The sequence below is a fragment of the Paenibacillus sp. PAMC21692 genome, from assembly GCF_014303795.1.
Classification (GTDB): Bacteria; Bacillota; Bacilli; order Paenibacillales; family Paenibacillaceae; genus Pristimantibacillus; species Pristimantibacillus agaridevorans.
Genome location: NZ_CP060293.1, coordinates 2,419,065 through 2,433,499, shown reverse-complemented (window position 1 = coordinate 2,433,499; position 14,435 = coordinate 2,419,065). Strand labels below are relative to the sequence as shown.

Below are 14,435 nucleotides of genomic sequence, written 5' to 3'. Positions count from 1 at the left end.
CCTTGCTATTTCCCGGGCTCGCTGCATTCCTGCAAAGCAGGTACACAAAAAGGTTGGACGGAAAACTTACGTTTTCTTGTCCAACCTTTTTATTTTGGAGACTTATTGCCGAACCGCAGTCCTCTTATTCTTCGGTTACTTCTTCCGTCGACTCGGGCTCTGCCGCTCCGCCAATGGACAGCTTGATCGTGATATTTTTGCGCTCGCCCTTCAGGAAGTGTGCCAGGCGCTCAAGCTTGTCCGCAAGCTCGGCTCCGCTGAGCGTCGTATTAAGATGGTAATCGAAGCTGTCCGATGGCAGCTTTGCCGCCGACTGGGATCTCCAGCCAAGCTCGCCTTCCTGGTTCTGTCTGTTCATGAGCTGTTCTTGGGCAGGGTAGAACTTGTCGGATTTGTTTACGACCCGCTCGTAGATGCGAAGCTTCTTGAGCAGCATGTAATATTGGGCGGAATGCTTGAAATTCCAAGCCTCCCGGATATCTTTAAGCGTGTAGTCCATCTTCCAGCGCTTTAGCTTTTCAACCTGTTCATCCGTCGTTAATTCCAGAAATTCGTCAAGTGGCAACATCTTCTCAGCCATGTTGGACCTCCAATATTAATATTCATTAGCACATCATAAGCATATCTAATATTATTACAATAAAAAATATTTATTATATAAAAAATACCATAAAGTCTTGTTTAACACAACAATAAACCTTCCCGTAAATGTTATTACAACATTCGACAAGGAAGGCTATTGTTTATATCTTATGGCACATCTGCGTTATTGCGATTTCAGCCCGGATGCTTCGAGGAAGGTCCGGAACGCCTTGGCCCCCTCATCCGTTCGCTTGAAGACGCCCGCGTCCTTAAGCACGTCGAGGAATTTGTCGCCCGTCTCCGAACGGACGATGTCGTTAGCTTCTTTCTGCGACAGCATGCTGCCGTATTTCTGTACGAGACGATCCGCCCATTCCGCGTGATGAGCCAGCTTGTGTCCGGAACTCTGCAAATCGGAGGCTTTTTCGGCCGCCTCGGGGGTAAGCAGGCTTGCGATTGCTTCCAGCTCCTCCTTCAGACGTCCCGGAAGGACGGCCAGTCCCATTACTTCGATCAAGCCGATATTTTCTTTCTTGATATGGTGGAGATGGCTGTGCGGGTGGAAGATGCCCCCCGGATGCTCTTCGCTCGTACGGTTATTGCGCAACACCAGATCAAGCTCGTAGTCGCCGTTGTCCTTGAGCCGAGCGATCGGTGTAATGGTGTTATGCGGAATACGGATGCCGTCCGCTGCTTCCGAGAACGCAAGCACTTCCGCCGACGGGTCGCTGTAGCCTTTCCACAGATCCAGAATACGGCAGCCCGCCGCATGCACGGCCGCCTTGGAGGAGCCTTGCAGGCGAAGCACGGACATCGGCCATTGCACGATGCCGTATGTCACTCCATTGTCCGAGCCGTCTGCATACCTGGCCTCGATCGGCGCTGCTTCCATCGGGAAGACATGACGTCCCGCCTGGAAATGGTCATGGCTTAAGATAGAACCGCCCACGATCGGCAGATCGGCGTTAGATCCGATGAAGTAATGCGGGAATTGCTCGACGAAGTCCAGCAGCCGCGCGAACGAAGAATGGGTAACGGCCATCGGTTCGTGCTCGCCTTTAAATACGATGCTGTGTTCGTTGTAATACACGTAGGGCGAATATTGGAAGAACCATGCCTCGTTCTGCAACGTCATGGGTATGATCCGAAGATTCTGTCTTGCCGGGTGATCCGGGCGTCCCGCATAACCGACATTCTCGGCACATAGAAGGCACTTTGGATAATGGGCTTGCGGCAGCGTCTTGAGCAGCGCGATCTCCTTGGGGTCCTTCTCCGGCTTCGACAGGTTGATCGTCATCTCCAGCTCGCCATATGGCGTTCTGTGCAGCCAATATTGATTTTTCCGAATGCGGTCCATTCGAATATAGTTGCTGTCGATGTTCAACGCGTAGAAGGCGTCCGTAGCGGTAGCGATGCCTTCCTGGCTTGCCCTCGCGCGAAAGGCCGACGTCGTCTCCGACGGTCTTGGCATCAACAAACCCATGATCCGGGCGTCGAGCAGATCCCGCTGAGTGAGCGTATTGTCCGGGACAAGACCGATCGCGACACCATAGTCGAGCAGCGGCTCCAGCAGCTCTACCGGACTTTCCGCCGGCTCGCCTTGATCGCCGCCCGTCGCTTCCGCCGGCTCGGTGAACCGGAACAGATCCAGCAGCGCGTTGCGCGCGTAGGCAAGATCCTCCCGCTCCAGCATTCCTTTAACGAGCGCGAACGCCAGCAGCTTCTCGATGTTAGATAACGCCTCTTCTCTGGCAGGCGCGGCCGTTTGTTGCAACGTCATGCTACTGCAGCTCCTCTCGCTCCTCCGGCTTATCTTGGGGCCGGGTCTATTTCTTGTCGTCGTAGCCCTCGGGATTGGACTGATGCCAGCTCCAGGCGCTGCCGATAATGTTTTCGAGATTGCTGCGGGTCGGATTCCAGCCCAGCTCCTTGCGAGCCCGGTCCGAGGAAGCGACCAGCACGGCAGGATCTCCCGCGCGCCTTGGCTCGATAACGGCGTTGATCTCTTTGCCCGTCACGGAGCGGGCAATCTCGATCACTTGCTTGACCGAGAAGCCTTGCCCATTGCCGAGGTTGTAGACGGCGCTGTCCGCTCCGCCGCGCAGCCGGTCTACGGCCAGCAAGTGGGCGTCGGCCAGGTCGCTGACATGAATGTAGTCGCGCACGCATGTGCCGTCCTCCGTCGCGTAGTCGTCGCCGAATACGGAGATGTGCGGACGTTTGCCCAGCGCGGCTTCCAGCACGATCGGCACCAGATGCGTCTCCGGGTGGTGATCCTCGCCGATTCGGCCGCTGTCATGAGCGCCGGCGGCATTGAAGTAGCGGAGCGAGATATATTTGATGTCATGCGCGACGTCGAACCACTTCATCATTTTCTCCATCGCCAGCTTCGTTTCGCCATAAGCGTTTGTCGGAAGCGTACGATCGTATTCGTCGATCGGCACGCTCTCCGGTTCTCCATAGGTCGCGGCCGTCGACGAGAATACGATGCGCTTGACGCCGTATTCGTTCATCTTCTCAAGCAGACACAACGTTCCGTACACGTTATTATGGTAATACTTGCCTGGCAACTTCATGCTTTCGCCGACAAGAGAGTTCGCCGCGAAGTGGATGACGGCGTCGATCTCGTTCTCTTTAAACACCGTGTCCAGGAAGTCCGCGTCTCTCAGATCGCCGACGTAGAGCTTGCCGCCGAGCAGCGCTCCCTTGTGGCCTTGCTGCAGATTATCCACGACAACGATGTCTTCCCCGCGTTCCTGGAGCGCCGCAACGGCGTGAGAGCCGATATATCCCGCTCCTCCGGTTACCAATACTGCCATAGTATCCCTTCTTTCTCGTTATTCGTTCCATTGGCCCGTTACTATAAGTTCGTATTCATGTTCCCTATTGAAGGCGTTCGACGCCGTTGCCGATGCTGCAGACATAGAAGTCCGCCGTCAGTCCCGTCGCTTCCGTATACTTTCGCCCAACTTCCTCCTGGAAGCGCTCGATGCTGTCCTCGTGTACGAGGGACACCGTACAGCCTCCGAAGCCCGCGCCCGTCATTCTGGAGCCCAGCACGCCATCTACGCCGCGCGCCGCGTCTACCATCGCGTCGAGCTCTGCGCCGGTTACTTCGTATAGATCTCGCAGCGAGTCATGCGATTCGTTCATCAATTGGCCGAACGCGGCCAGGTCATTGCTCTTAAGCGCGTCCATCGATCTCAGGACCCGGTCGATCTCTTCCATGACGTGTTCGGCGCGGCTGCGGATGAGATCATCCTTGATCAGCGACTTGGAAGCGTTGAACTGCTCCAGGCTAAGCTGTCCCAGCAGCTCCAGCTTGGGATGCGCGGAGCGGAGGTCCGACACGGCTTGCTCGCATTGCGCGCGGCGCTCGTTGTATTTGGAATCTACCAGTCCGCGGCGTTTGTTCGTGTTGCCGATGACCAGCTTGTAGCTGCCGGATTGAAAGGGCACCAGATCGTATTCCAGCGTGTCGCACATGAGCAGGATCGCGTGATCCTTCTTGCCGTTCGCAACCGCGAATTGATCCATGATGCCGGATTTGACGCCATTGAATTCGTTCTCCGACTTTTGGGAGAGCAACGCGATCTTTACCGTATCGGTCGGCAGGTTCTCCATCGACAGGAGAGCATATGCCGTGACAACTTCGATGGAAGCCGAGGAAGACAAGCCCGAGCCGTTCGGAATTTCGCCATGATAGAGAATATCGTATCCGCTGCCGAAAGTTACTCCTTGCTGCAACAGCTCGTTCACGATGCCCTTCGGATAGTTCATCCAATCGTCCGCCTTGTCGTATTCGACGCCTTCGACAGAGAAGGTCCCCGACGAAGGGAAATTCGTCGTAGCCAGCCCCAGCTTGTTGTCTTCGCGCTTGCGAATAAGCAGCGTCGTGCCGAACGTCAATGCTGCCGGGAACACGTACCCCCCGTTGTAGTCGGTATGCTCGCCGATCAGATTAACGCGGCCCGGCGCGTGGAATACCGCGATGCCTTCGGCGCTTCCGCCGTATTGTTCAATGAATGTGTCAGTCAAAGCTGCAAGATTAGCCATGTGCGATCACGATCCTTTGGTATAAGTTTGGTTGTTGCCTGCTTTAGCCTCAGTATAGTGGATTGCAATCAAAAACGAAATGGCGCAAAATGTCGATCATATGGATTTATGTGACTTTAACTCCCCATTTCGAACATGCTATGATGAATCCTGCAGGTACTGCTGCGGTAAAAATGCGAGTTCAAATAGTTCGGTCTAAACTAAAAGACTATAAGGCAGGTGTGCAAATATGACTACCGAAACATATACTGTCGCCTCTAATCCCAGTCCGACGCCGGCTTTCGACGAAGCCGCTTCCTTGCTTCATGTTTTGTTCGCCGGCGAAAGCCAGACGAAGCCCGGTCATCGGCTCGGTCCCAAGGTATATGACTTCTATCTGATGCACCTGATTCTCTCCGGCAAAGGGGCATTTACCTTGGGCGGCGTCCGGCGCGAGCTGTCCGCCGGCGACACGTTTCTGATCCGGCCGGAGGAGCTGGTCAGCTATGAGTCGGATCCCCGCGAGCCGTGGCGATATCGCTGGATCGCGTTCTCAGGCGCAAGGGCAAACGGTCTCGTCCGGGAAGCCGGCTTCCCGGACGGAGAATCCGTTACGGCCTTGCAGGACAAACGGAAGGCTGCTCTGTTGTATCGAAGCATCTATCTGACATTCCGAGGCGCCCGATCCTCCGCCTCCGTCCAGGCAGCCGGCTGGCTTCATCTGCTTATGGCCCTGTATCAGGATCAGAGAGCGGACAAAGACCATCAAGCGCATTTGAAACGTCAGGAGAACGATGACATTCATCAGCAAGTCATCCATTATCTAAACACCCAATACTCCCATCCGGTATCCATCGAGCAGATGTCCGAGGCGCTCGGCTACAACCGCGCTTACTTGTCGCGCGCGTTTAAGCGGAGGGCGGGAATGTCGCCCGTCTCGTTCCTGCTAAAGCTTCGTCTGGACAAGGCGAAGCTTATGCTCCGCGAGCGCCCTGAGCTGACGGTGGAACAAATATCGGCTTCCGTCGGTCTCCAGGACGCCTTGTATTTCTCCAAGCAATTCCGCAAGCAATTCGGCCAATCGCCGACCGCCTACCGCAGGCTGATGCTGGAGGGAAGCTAGCTGCTCATTGGGAGCAAGCTGTAATCTATCGGTTCAGCGTTTTCGGAATCGCTCGCCGTGGGTATACTACCTCAGGAGGTGATTGCCCATGAGCGAATTACACACCGGCAGCTTATATTGGCCAAGTACCTTGCACAACCCGCCAAGCTATCCCCCGCTGACAGAGTGCGAAACCGCACAAGTTGTCGTGATAGGCGGCGGAATGTCGGGCATTACATGCGCATGGGAGCTGGTGTCATCCGGGATCGACGTTATTCTGGCGGAGCGGGAAATCGTCGCAGGCGAGAGCACGTCGGCCAATACAGGCTTATTGCAATATTGCAACGACGTTATGCTCTCCGACCTGATTACGCAGATTGGACGAGAACCCGCGGAGACATTCTATGCCGCGTGCAGCCGCGCGATCGACAAACTCGCCGACATTGCCGCATCGCTTCCGGAGGATGCCGGCTTCAGGCGGCGCAGCAGCCTGTATTACGCTTCGACAGAGCAAGATCTGCCCAAGCTGAAGCAAGAATACGAGGCATTATCGTCTTGCGGACTCCATGCGAGCTATTGGACGGCGGACGACATCGCTGCCCATTTCCCGTTCCGCAAACCGGGAGCCATCGTGACGGGAGGGGATGCGGAGGTTAATCCCTTGCGGTTCGTAACGCTGCTCGCGGCACAAGCCGTCGACAGAGGACTGCGAATCCGTGAACAGACGGACATCGTCAGGCATGATACCTTGGGAGACGGACGACACCGTCTGCATACCGGCAACGGCCATTATATCGATGCAAACCACGTGATCTACGCCATAGGCTATGAGCCCGAAGAGCTTCGCGGACAGTTGATCAAACCGGATATTGGCCGTTCGTTCGTTATCGTGACGGAACCCGTTCCCGATCTAAGCCAGTGGCACGAGCGTTACATGATCTGGGAGACGGCAAGACCATACCTGTATATGCGTACGACTGGGGATAATCGGCTCATCATCGGAGGACTTGACGAAGAAGACCGGAACCCGTTGCAGAGCGTACAGCGCCGGAAAGAACATAGCGAGAAGCTGCTGGAGAAGGCGAAAGCGCTATTTCCCGATTTGCCGCTTGCCATCGCTTACGATTGGAACGCCACATTCGGTGAATCGGAGGATAATTTGCCCTTTGTAGGCGAGGATCCCGAATGGCCAGGCGTTTATTACACACTTGGTTACGGCGGCAACGGGACTGTATACAGCCTTCTTGGCGCCAAGTTGATTCGTGAGCTCATCCAAGGAGAGGCGGATTCCAATCCGCTTAAGGATATTATCGGTTTGTCACGGGCGACATTACGCGAAGGAACGCCGAGATGACTATCTACGGGCTCTTGGCATACGGCGAGAAAGCCGGCTCAGCCCGTAAACACGCTGCAGTCGGCTTTCCGATCAAGAGTATGATTCTAACTGCCATCCACGATAAAGGAGGCGTTGCATCTACGAAAAACGGCTTCCGCGATGCCCAGAGTCGACAGATCCGGGCCGCCATCCTTGTCAAACAGCGTCTTGCTTTCCGTTGTCTCCACGATCAAGGCATATGCGCCTCTTTCCACCTCGCGGGAGACCATCTCGGATTCCTTGTGATCAAGTCCTAAGGCAAGGAATGCGCGCTCATGTTCATTACCGGTGAATGCGCCGGACAAGGCAAAAGGGATGCCTGTGCCGGATGCCGTCCCGCCTCCGAAGCCCGTATAGCCGTAAGCCATGGCGGCAGGCGCGATACCGAACCCGCTGGCATACATAGTTCCAACCGTATCTGTGTGCGTTGCAATATCTTGACGCGTTTTTTCCAGATCGCGCATTTCGTCGGCATGTACGTCCGTCTCCGCTTCGATTCGTCTTGAATGTTCGCTGTCCTTGGCCATTATCTTCATATCTCCGGGTTTGAAGCCGGAATTCTCCAATTGCGTTACGACGTCGATAACCTGCTGCTGAGTTTCGAATATCGCGATTTTTTTCGCCATGTCTGCCCCTCCGTGTGTCTGTATTGGTTTTTCCTATATGGATGGTATGCCCCAACCGCCACGCCCTCAATCAAATGGGAACAGTTGTCTATTGGGGCAGGTTCGGGTTATGATGAAAGGTAGCGATGTCAGTATCGGAGAAAGATGTAAATGGTATGAAATGATAGAGGGGAGAGATGCCGATGATCCGTCAATTGCTCACGTTTCCTTCCGGCTGGGAGTGGCATGTGCTGCAGCAATCCGCCGATGCGATGCAGCCCAAGCAACCGCTTCCGAGCCGGAAGAACACATCCTTGCCAGCTCGCGCACCGGAACGCTTGCGCCCCCTCGGCAATTCATCTTCATCGAATACGGATGGCACGGACCCTTCTCCCCGGCAAGAACTGTCCGAATTCAAGAGACGGTTCCCGGAATGCGCGCAGTGGATCGACCATAGCGAATCAAGAAAAACGAATCATATTCTGGTTTACAATTCCGAAGATTCAGGAACCGTACTTTGCGGGACGCTTATGATTCAAATTTCGGATGATGCCTCGGATATCGGGCCGTTTCACTTCTGGGTTTCACGCCATCGTCTCGTATCCATCTATGAGGACATGCGGCTTCCCCTGAGATTGCAGCATGAATCTCACATCACCAAATATGGCGAGTGCGAGCTCGCTCCGGAAGCCTTTTTCATCATGATCAGCATATTGCTGGGGACGTTCCACAACGGACTGGACGGTTTCGAGCGAAGGCTCGGCGAGCTCGAGCAGACGATGAGGCATCGGAACCGTACGGACTTGCTCGACGTTATTTTTGACCGCAGATACGACCTGCTTCACTGGAGCCACCTCTTTATTCCCATCAGGGAAGTACACGCGGCGGCCAAGGAGGCTTTCGACGAGGATCTGATGGAGACGGACGGGTTCAAGCGGATCTCGCATAAGCTGGAGCGAATCGAAACGCTGCTTAAACATTACGCGCTGGAGATCGATACGCTAATCTCCATGGACGATGCCATCTCCAGCTTCCGCGGCAATGATATTATGAAGACGCTGACGATCTTCACGGTGCTTTTCTTGCCTGCAACGGTTATTGGCGCCATATGGGGAATGAACTTCGAATGGCTGCCATGGAGCATGCAGCATTGGGGCTTCCCCCTCACGATGAGTTGTACGGCCGTCATTACGATCGGCATCTATTGGTGGCTTTGGCACAAAGGCTGGACCGGCGATCTGCTCGTTAAGAAACGCGAGAAACCGCGGCTGATGGAGTCGGAAGAAGAGCACGGCAGCGAACGCAGCCGCTCCGCCACTCACGGACGCAAACGCAAAAAGCCGCCGGGCAATCCCCATGACGGCGCGCTGGGACAGAAATCCCGGAGAAGTCGGACCTGATACCATGTGCGGTATACAGGAACGGAGCCTCCGGGATTTTTTTGTCGATCTATTCGATAACGACCGGCAGTCCGGTACGTGCGGACCGATTGGCTGCCATAGTAACGCGATGCGTTAACCAGGCATCTTCGTAGGTCGAGAGAATGCGGGATGTATCGCCTGTCCGTACGGCATGGAGGAACGCGTCATTCTCGGACTCATAAGGATTGCTGCGATTCTGATATTCGGTCACTTGACCGGATGTCTTATCGATGAACCCATTGCCGCCGATCTCCATCACCCCTGTATTGGTATAGAGGTGCAGACCGTTATGACCTCCTGCAGGAATCGCGCATGTATTGCTGATCGTTGCTACGGCTCCAGACGCCAGCTTTAAGGTTACCGTGCCGACATCCGGAACGGTTACTCCCTCTTCTGTACCGGCCACGATTCGATCGCCATACGCTGCATACACTTCCTTAACTTCCCCCGCCGTATAACGAAGAAGATCGACGATATGCGTCGTCTGCTCGACGAACTGGCCGCCGGAACCTTCCATGGAACGCCACCAGTAGACGCCAGGCATGCCTCCCATCCAATAACCAAGAGCCATGCCGATAGTACGCTCCGCAAGCAGCTCTTTGGCTCGGGCCGTGCCATCCATATAACGGAAATGATAGCCGACGGACGTAATAAGCGACTTGTCCTTTATGCCTTGCAATATCGAGCCTGGCACTTCTTCGTCGACTCCGATCGGCTTCTCCACCAGGAAAGGAATTCCGCGCTCGATCAACTGTTGCTCAATGTCGCCATGAGCGAATGGCGGCACGCATATGTATACCGCATCCAGCTTGCGCGCATCCAGCATATCCGATACCTCCGCAAAACCTTTTGTATCATGAAATTTGCCCGCTGCCTCGTCGGCCTTCTGCTGCGATGTCGCCGCAAATGCCGCAACGTTGACGCCCTCCAGCTTTGCAAGCTTCTCTGCATGCATGCGGCCGAACCAACCCGTTCCGATAATTCCGATCTGCAATGTCATGTATCCTCTCCCCTTCTTCTCAGGACTCCTTAGCCGCGGCGGCTCCCGCCTTGGTTGAGACCATTATAAGCGACACTGCTGGCCCGCGTCCATTTGTTGCGGCGCCTTGGTACCTATCCGCATTCGCCTACATACTATGTTGGATGAGAGCCACACTGAACGAGGCGAAGCGGAGGGATGACCCATGAACGAAGGCAATGTCCCATACTTAAACAGCCCCAAGCCCGATCTGGAAGCAGCTATGTTCCTGGCCGGCATTTGCGGTCAAACTTATGTACAATTCAATAACAAGGAAGACGGCTTGTTCCTTGTGCCCCGCAGCTATTCTCTCGTGGGAGATATTTGGGCAAGCGCTTACGAGAGCCGGCCAGAACGATTCGGATTCGTCCTTCAGTCGGAGCAATGCGCCATTCTCGCATTTCGAGGGACCGGCTCCGCCGTTGATTGGGTATCGGATTTCATCGCGCAGCAAACGCCCTATCGCCCTGTCCGCAATGCCGGACAGACTCATAAGGGCTTTACGGATATCTATATGTCGGCCCGCGACAGGGTGTTCGAATTGGCGGGCCTGCTGCCGCAAGACCTCCCTCTGTTTATTACAGGCCACAGTCTTGGCGGAGCGCTTGCTACGCTTGCTGCGCTGGATATCGCCCGCAATACGCCATTCCGTTCTCCTGTCGTTTATACGTTCGGAGCTCCCCGCGTAGGAGATCCCAGGTTCGTGCAGACCTACAATTATTGTGTTCCGACACACTGGCGCTTCCAGAACGAACATGACATCGTCCCCCATCTGCCGCCTCTTGTTTACCAGTCGCCCCGCACGAAACAAACCTACTTTTATCTTCACGTCAAAGGCGAGGTGCCCCGATCGTTCAGGATGGGGTCCGTGTCGGGCAATCATATTCTGGACAGCTACTTCGAGGATCTGGCTAAGGAGCAGCCGGTCGTTGCCGCCGCGATGTGCGCGGAGCCTCCTGGCTGGTGCCCGGATACGGGGGAGATGTAAGCAAAAAAAAAGACCGACTCGTCAGTCGGCTGGCAGCACATATAAGATAATGGCAAAAAAATGGACGATGGAGCCGCCAAGCACGAACAGATGCCATACGGCGTGATGGTACGGAAAGCTTCGCCATACGTAGAACACCGTTCCGACCGTATATAACAGGCCTCCCGCTATTAGCAATTGCAATCCTCCCGGCGCAAGATGCGTCACGAGCGGCTTCCAGGCGAACACAATTATCCATCCCATTGCGATATACAGAATCGTCGATGTAACCAGAAATTTGGAGGCGAAAAATGCCTTGAATGCCGCTCCCGCGATAGCAACTCCCCACACGATCCCAAAAAGCGCCCAACCTAATGCGCCTTGTACGATATGGAACAGGATAGGCGTGTAAGTGCCGGCGATGAAGACATAAATGAAGGAATGATCCAGCGATTCGAATACTTTTTTGGCCTTGCCCGGAGGAAAGCTGTGCACCAGCGTCGAGGCCAAATACAAAAGCAGCATGGCCGAGCCGTAGATGGTAAAGCTGACGACATGGGCAGGCGTTCCCTTGATCGACGAAAAGACGATGAGCAGGACAAGCGCCGCAACGCTAAGCAAGGCGCCTATGCCATGCGTGACCGCGTTCGCGATCTCTTCTCCCTTGGAGAAGGTATGAGTATTAGCCATAATTCAATCAACTCCCGATAGCAAGTAAGTGCGAACACTACCTCCAGTCTATCGGATTAGAGCCACCCTTTCAACCAGGCGCCTACCCGGCCGATCGTCTTATCCAGGTTGCAGACGGCTTCCGTATCGACGAACGGCTCGGAATTGCGGAAGTAATCGGCGTGTCCTCCGATAACGGGAATCCCTTCGACATAACCAGGCGCGTACTTGAACCGGCTCCAGCGAGGCACGGATCTGCCCTTGCGGATCCACCCTCCCCAGGTGCCGATGCGCGTAATGGGATCGTTCTGCTTCCCGTCCCTGTCGATGGAATGGAAGTAACTCACCTTGTCCTGCAGCCGGGGGTGAATAGGCGTACGAGGCGATCCAACCTGTACGACGCGAAAATCACGAATCATTCCGTTCTCCTCCAGCATTTTGGCCGCCTGATAAGCGGCTGCGCCGCCCCCGCTATGTCCAATAAGCAGGAATCTGCCTTCCTCGTCCTTCACGGAATCCTTAAGCTGCTCCCATACGTTGCGCCCGCCGATCCGTCCCGCTTTCATTCGGTTGGACAGATCGGAGCGAACCTCCAATACTTGTCTGATTACGCTTCTGCTGCAATCCCCATACGGGAACAACACCCGGATCACGGGATCGACTCCCTCCGATCGCAACTGCGTCTCCAGCTTTTCCTTGCACGCGTTGAACGCGCAAGTTGTTGTTTTTACGCCGGCCAACAAATAAACGTGAAGCGGGGATGATTGGACCGCCATATTCGAATCCCTCCATAAGCAAAGATGATGGTTTACCCTCATTATGCGGGGACTCGCCTTGTTTCATTCTTCAATTCGAATGTCAGTATCGACCACTGCAGCCTCGTAGCCCAGAGCGCGTACCGTCTCAAGTACGGCAATAGCTTGAAGCTTTCTCCTGATCGCCGCGCCTTGCGAATTGTTGTAGCCTGCCTCGACCGATCGCCGTATGACCTCGGTTGTTACCGCGATCGTCTCGTGTCCCTTCTTGCGTTCGATTCTTACGCGCTCCTTGCCATCGCTCCCATTATTGCCTTGCGGCAATCTTGACAGCCGGAGACCCAAATAATCGATAAAGAAGGATTTATCCGCATAGACCACGCCATTAGACTCGAATAACTTGCCTCTGAACGTATACGACTTTCGCCGCCGCGTATCCCCATGATTTCCCTTAACCGCTATGTCCGACGCTGAAGCCGCCCGGGCTCCATAATAATCCGATGCCGTCGCTTCCTTGTATGTGTCCAGCAGCGCCTGCTGACCTGTAATGCTGTAATCATTGACCCTCCGTGCGGGGTTGAAGGCCGTTGTATTGTTGACGTCAAAATAATACACCGCCTTCACGCGCGGATATAGCTGCTCAAGAGAGCCATAGAACCGCTTCAGCTTTGCGGCCGCAAAGGCGACATCCGTCTTGCCGTCCGTCGCGCTGTAGTGGCTGGCGCCGAACTCGGAGACGGCGATCGGCTTCGTACGGCTGTATCGGTTATAAACCGCATTGAGCAGATCAAGCGGATCTTCCTGATGCGCAGCATAGTTGCGGTCGCCGTTATGATACCTGACGCTGTAAATGTTGACGCCAACCCAATCGACATAATCGTCGCCAGGATAATAATCCGCCATCGGCTTCTCCGGCATCGCCAGCACCGACCACAGCATCGCCGTATTTGGCGCCTCTTGTTCGAACACATCGTGGACGAGTCTCCACTTCTCCTTGTACAGCTCCGGGTTGCCGCTGTATGCCGTCCAGTTTCCGTTCATCTCCGATGCGAACCGCAGCAGAATCGGGACACCGCTAGCTTTTGCCTGACGAGCGAATCGGCGCAAGTAATCCTCGTCCTTTACCTTGTCGAGACCCTCGTTCGGCTCCCATGCGATATGGGGGAATGCTCCCGCCTTCACCACGTCCCGCACCCATTGCACGGGAAAGGGTTTTCCATAACCAACGTATTTGAAAAAGCTGGCATGAGTCCTCCCCGTGCATTCGTTAAAGCGGTCCATACTTTGTCCGATGAAGTCGTCTTGCAGAACATACGCGCCCAGATAGGCTCCGGTTTCAGGCTCCAGCTTGGCGCGACTTACCCGATCCTCGGACGGCGTATACCGAAGCGTCCATTGCTTCTCTGGACTGTCGTTTGCGTCTGGAGCGGCTAATACGCTTTCATATTTAGGGACGGGAAGTGACGGCGATAGAAATAACACCGCGCTTAAGAGAAGAAGCTGACCGATACGCAGGTACATCAATAGCGAGTATCCTCCTGTCGTATATTCTATTCGTGCCGAACCGCCCGCGTGACTGGACAACGGCCTAATTTCTACAGCATTCGCCAATTCCCGCTTAATTATTCCCGCAAAAAAAGAACGCCGCCGATAGCCGGCATGGCGTTCTTGCTCGGTTATACACCCATCTTCTTGCGCTGGTTGTTAACCTTCTTCGTATTTTGGCTTCTGAGCTCTTGAGTGCCCGTTGAGTAATTTTTCTGGCCAGGCAGACCTGATTGTCCCTGTTTCTTCTGGGCCAGCAATTGCTTCGCCCGCTCCGCTTGGGACAGCTTCTTCGGCTGCTCTGCGGCTTCGTTCTGTTCGTTCGCAGACATAAGGTTCACCTCACTTTTATAACCCGCAT

At 54.8% G+C, this 14,435-nt stretch carries 14 protein-coding genes; 4 read left to right on the top strand and 10 right to left on the bottom strand.

What is annotated here, in order from left to right; genetic code table 11:
* Positions 1-124 precede the first annotated feature (124 nt).
* The 4 genes from H7F31_RS09735 to H7F31_RS09720 form a co-directional block, all read right to left on the bottom strand.
* Complete coding sequence (locus H7F31_RS09735; protein WP_187103983.1) at positions 125-580, bottom strand: hypothetical protein; 456 nt, start codon at positions 578-580, stop codon at positions 125-127.
* 186 nt (positions 581-766) lie between these two features.
* Entirely contained in the window at positions 767-2,362 is a 1,596-nt protein-coding gene (locus tag H7F31_RS09730; RefSeq protein ID WP_187103982.1) for a UDP-glucose--hexose-1-phosphate uridylyltransferase, read from the bottom strand.
* A 46-nt stretch (positions 2,363-2,408) separates the two neighbouring features.
* Positions 2,409-3,401: a UDP-glucose 4-epimerase GalE gene (galE, locus tag H7F31_RS09725; RefSeq protein WP_087572573.1), complete on the bottom strand. Its 993-nt coding sequence runs from the start codon at positions 3,399-3,401 to the stop codon at positions 2,409-2,411.
* A gap of 64 nt (positions 3,402-3,465) precedes the next feature.
* Positions 3,466-4,638 (bottom strand): galactokinase, encoded by a 1,173-nt coding sequence (locus H7F31_RS09720; RefSeq protein WP_187103981.1) that lies wholly within the window; start codon positions 4,636-4,638, stop codon positions 3,466-3,468.
* A gap of 229 nt (positions 4,639-4,867) precedes the next feature.
* Here H7F31_RS09720 and H7F31_RS09715 point away from each other — a divergent pair, with 229 nt between their 5' ends.
* Both H7F31_RS09715 and H7F31_RS09710 read left to right on the top strand, forming a co-directional pair.
* Positions 4,868-5,740 (top strand): AraC family transcriptional regulator, encoded by an 873-nt coding sequence (locus H7F31_RS09715; protein ID WP_187103980.1) that lies wholly within the window; start codon positions 4,868-4,870, stop codon positions 5,738-5,740.
* A gap of 88 nt (positions 5,741-5,828) precedes the next feature.
* Positions 5,829-7,073 (top strand): NAD(P)/FAD-dependent oxidoreductase, encoded by a 1,245-nt coding sequence (locus H7F31_RS09710; RefSeq protein WP_187103979.1) that lies wholly within the window; start codon positions 5,829-5,831, stop codon positions 7,071-7,073.
* An 86-nt stretch (positions 7,074-7,159) separates the two neighbouring features.
* Here the strand turns inward: H7F31_RS09710 and H7F31_RS09705 are convergent, their stop codons facing one another.
* On the bottom strand, positions 7,160-7,720 hold the full coding sequence (locus H7F31_RS09705) for a general stress protein (protein ID WP_108995296.1): 561 nt from the start codon (positions 7,718-7,720) through the stop codon (positions 7,160-7,162).
* A 182-nt stretch (positions 7,721-7,902) separates the two neighbouring features.
* Here H7F31_RS09705 and H7F31_RS09700 point away from each other — a divergent pair, with 182 nt between their 5' ends.
* Positions 7,903-9,099, top strand: coding sequence for a magnesium transporter CorA family protein (locus H7F31_RS09700; RefSeq protein WP_187103978.1), 1,197 nt, complete (start codon positions 7,903-7,905; stop codon positions 9,097-9,099).
* 49 nt (positions 9,100-9,148) lie between these two features.
* On the opposite strand, the gene H7F31_RS09695 is transcribed toward H7F31_RS09700, so the two are convergent.
* Complete coding sequence (locus H7F31_RS09695) at positions 9,149-10,120, bottom strand: Gfo/Idh/MocA family protein (RefSeq protein ID WP_187103977.1); 972 nt, start codon at positions 10,118-10,120, stop codon at positions 9,149-9,151.
* A gap of 184 nt (positions 10,121-10,304) precedes the next feature.
* On the opposite strand from H7F31_RS09695, the gene H7F31_RS09690 reads away from it, so the two are divergent.
* Complete coding sequence (locus H7F31_RS09690) at positions 10,305-11,126, top strand: lipase family protein (protein WP_108995293.1); 822 nt, start codon at positions 10,305-10,307, stop codon at positions 11,124-11,126.
* Between the two features lie 21 nt (positions 11,127-11,147).
* On the opposite strand, the gene H7F31_RS09685 is transcribed toward H7F31_RS09690, so the two are convergent.
* From H7F31_RS09685 to H7F31_RS09670, 4 genes are all read right to left on the bottom strand, one after another.
* Positions 11,148-11,795 (bottom strand): PAQR family membrane homeostasis protein TrhA, encoded by a 648-nt coding sequence (locus tag H7F31_RS09685; RefSeq protein ID WP_087572565.1) that lies wholly within the window; start codon positions 11,793-11,795, stop codon positions 11,148-11,150.
* A 56-nt stretch (positions 11,796-11,851) separates the two neighbouring features.
* Positions 11,852-12,550: a lipase family protein gene (locus H7F31_RS09680; protein WP_087572564.1), complete on the bottom strand. Its 699-nt coding sequence runs from the start codon at positions 12,548-12,550 to the stop codon at positions 11,852-11,854.
* A gap of 63 nt (positions 12,551-12,613) precedes the next feature.
* Positions 12,614-14,050: a glycoside hydrolase family 26 protein gene (locus H7F31_RS09675; protein WP_261800492.1), complete on the bottom strand. Its 1,437-nt coding sequence runs from the start codon at positions 14,048-14,050 to the stop codon at positions 12,614-12,616.
* A 155-nt stretch (positions 14,051-14,205) separates the two neighbouring features.
* Positions 14,206-14,406, bottom strand: a complete 201-nt coding sequence (locus tag H7F31_RS09670) for a hypothetical protein (protein ID WP_087572562.1) — start codon at positions 14,404-14,406, stop codon at positions 14,206-14,208.
* Positions 14,407-14,435 lie beyond the last annotated feature (29 nt).

Coding starts and splice junctions, on each gene's coding strand:
- H7F31_RS09735 (WP_187103983.1), bottom strand. CDS start 580: ATGGCTGAGAAGATGTTGCCACTTGACGAATTTCTGGAATTAACGACG.
- H7F31_RS09730 (WP_187103982.1), bottom strand. CDS start 2,362: ATGACGTTGCAACAAACGGCCGCGCCTGCCAGAGAAGAGGCGTTATCT.
- galE (WP_087572573.1), bottom strand. CDS start 3,401: ATGGCAGTATTGGTAACCGGAGGAGCGGGATATATCGGCTCTCACGCC.
- H7F31_RS09720 (WP_187103981.1), bottom strand. CDS start 4,638: ATGGCTAATCTTGCAGCTTTGACTGACACATTCATTGAACAATACGGC.
- H7F31_RS09715 (WP_187103980.1), top strand. CDS start 4,868: ATGACTACCGAAACATATACTGTCGCCTCTAATCCCAGTCCGACGCCG.
- H7F31_RS09710 (WP_187103979.1), top strand. CDS start 5,829: ATGAGCGAATTACACACCGGCAGCTTATATTGGCCAAGTACCTTGCAC.
- H7F31_RS09705 (WP_108995296.1), bottom strand. CDS start 7,720: ATGGCGAAAAAAATCGCGATATTCGAAACTCAGCAGCAGGTTATCGAC.
- H7F31_RS09700 (WP_187103978.1), top strand. CDS start 7,903: ATGATCCGTCAATTGCTCACGTTTCCTTCCGGCTGGGAGTGGCATGTG.
- H7F31_RS09695 (WP_187103977.1), bottom strand. CDS start 10,120: ATGACATTGCAGATCGGAATTATCGGAACGGGTTGGTTCGGCCGCATG.
- H7F31_RS09690 (WP_108995293.1), top strand. CDS start 10,305: ATGAACGAAGGCAATGTCCCATACTTAAACAGCCCCAAGCCCGATCTG.
- H7F31_RS09685 (WP_087572565.1), bottom strand. CDS start 11,795: ATGGCTAATACTCATACCTTCTCCAAGGGAGAAGAGATCGCGAACGCG.
- H7F31_RS09680 (WP_087572564.1), bottom strand. CDS start 12,550: ATGGCGGTCCAATCATCCCCGCTTCACGTTTATTTGTTGGCCGGCGTA.
- H7F31_RS09675 (WP_261800492.1), bottom strand. CDS start 14,050: ATGTACCTGCGTATCGGTCAGCTTCTTCTCTTAAGCGCGGTGTTATTT.
- H7F31_RS09670 (WP_087572562.1), bottom strand. CDS start 14,406: ATGTCTGCGAACGAACAGAACGAAGCCGCAGAGCAGCCGAAGAAGCTG.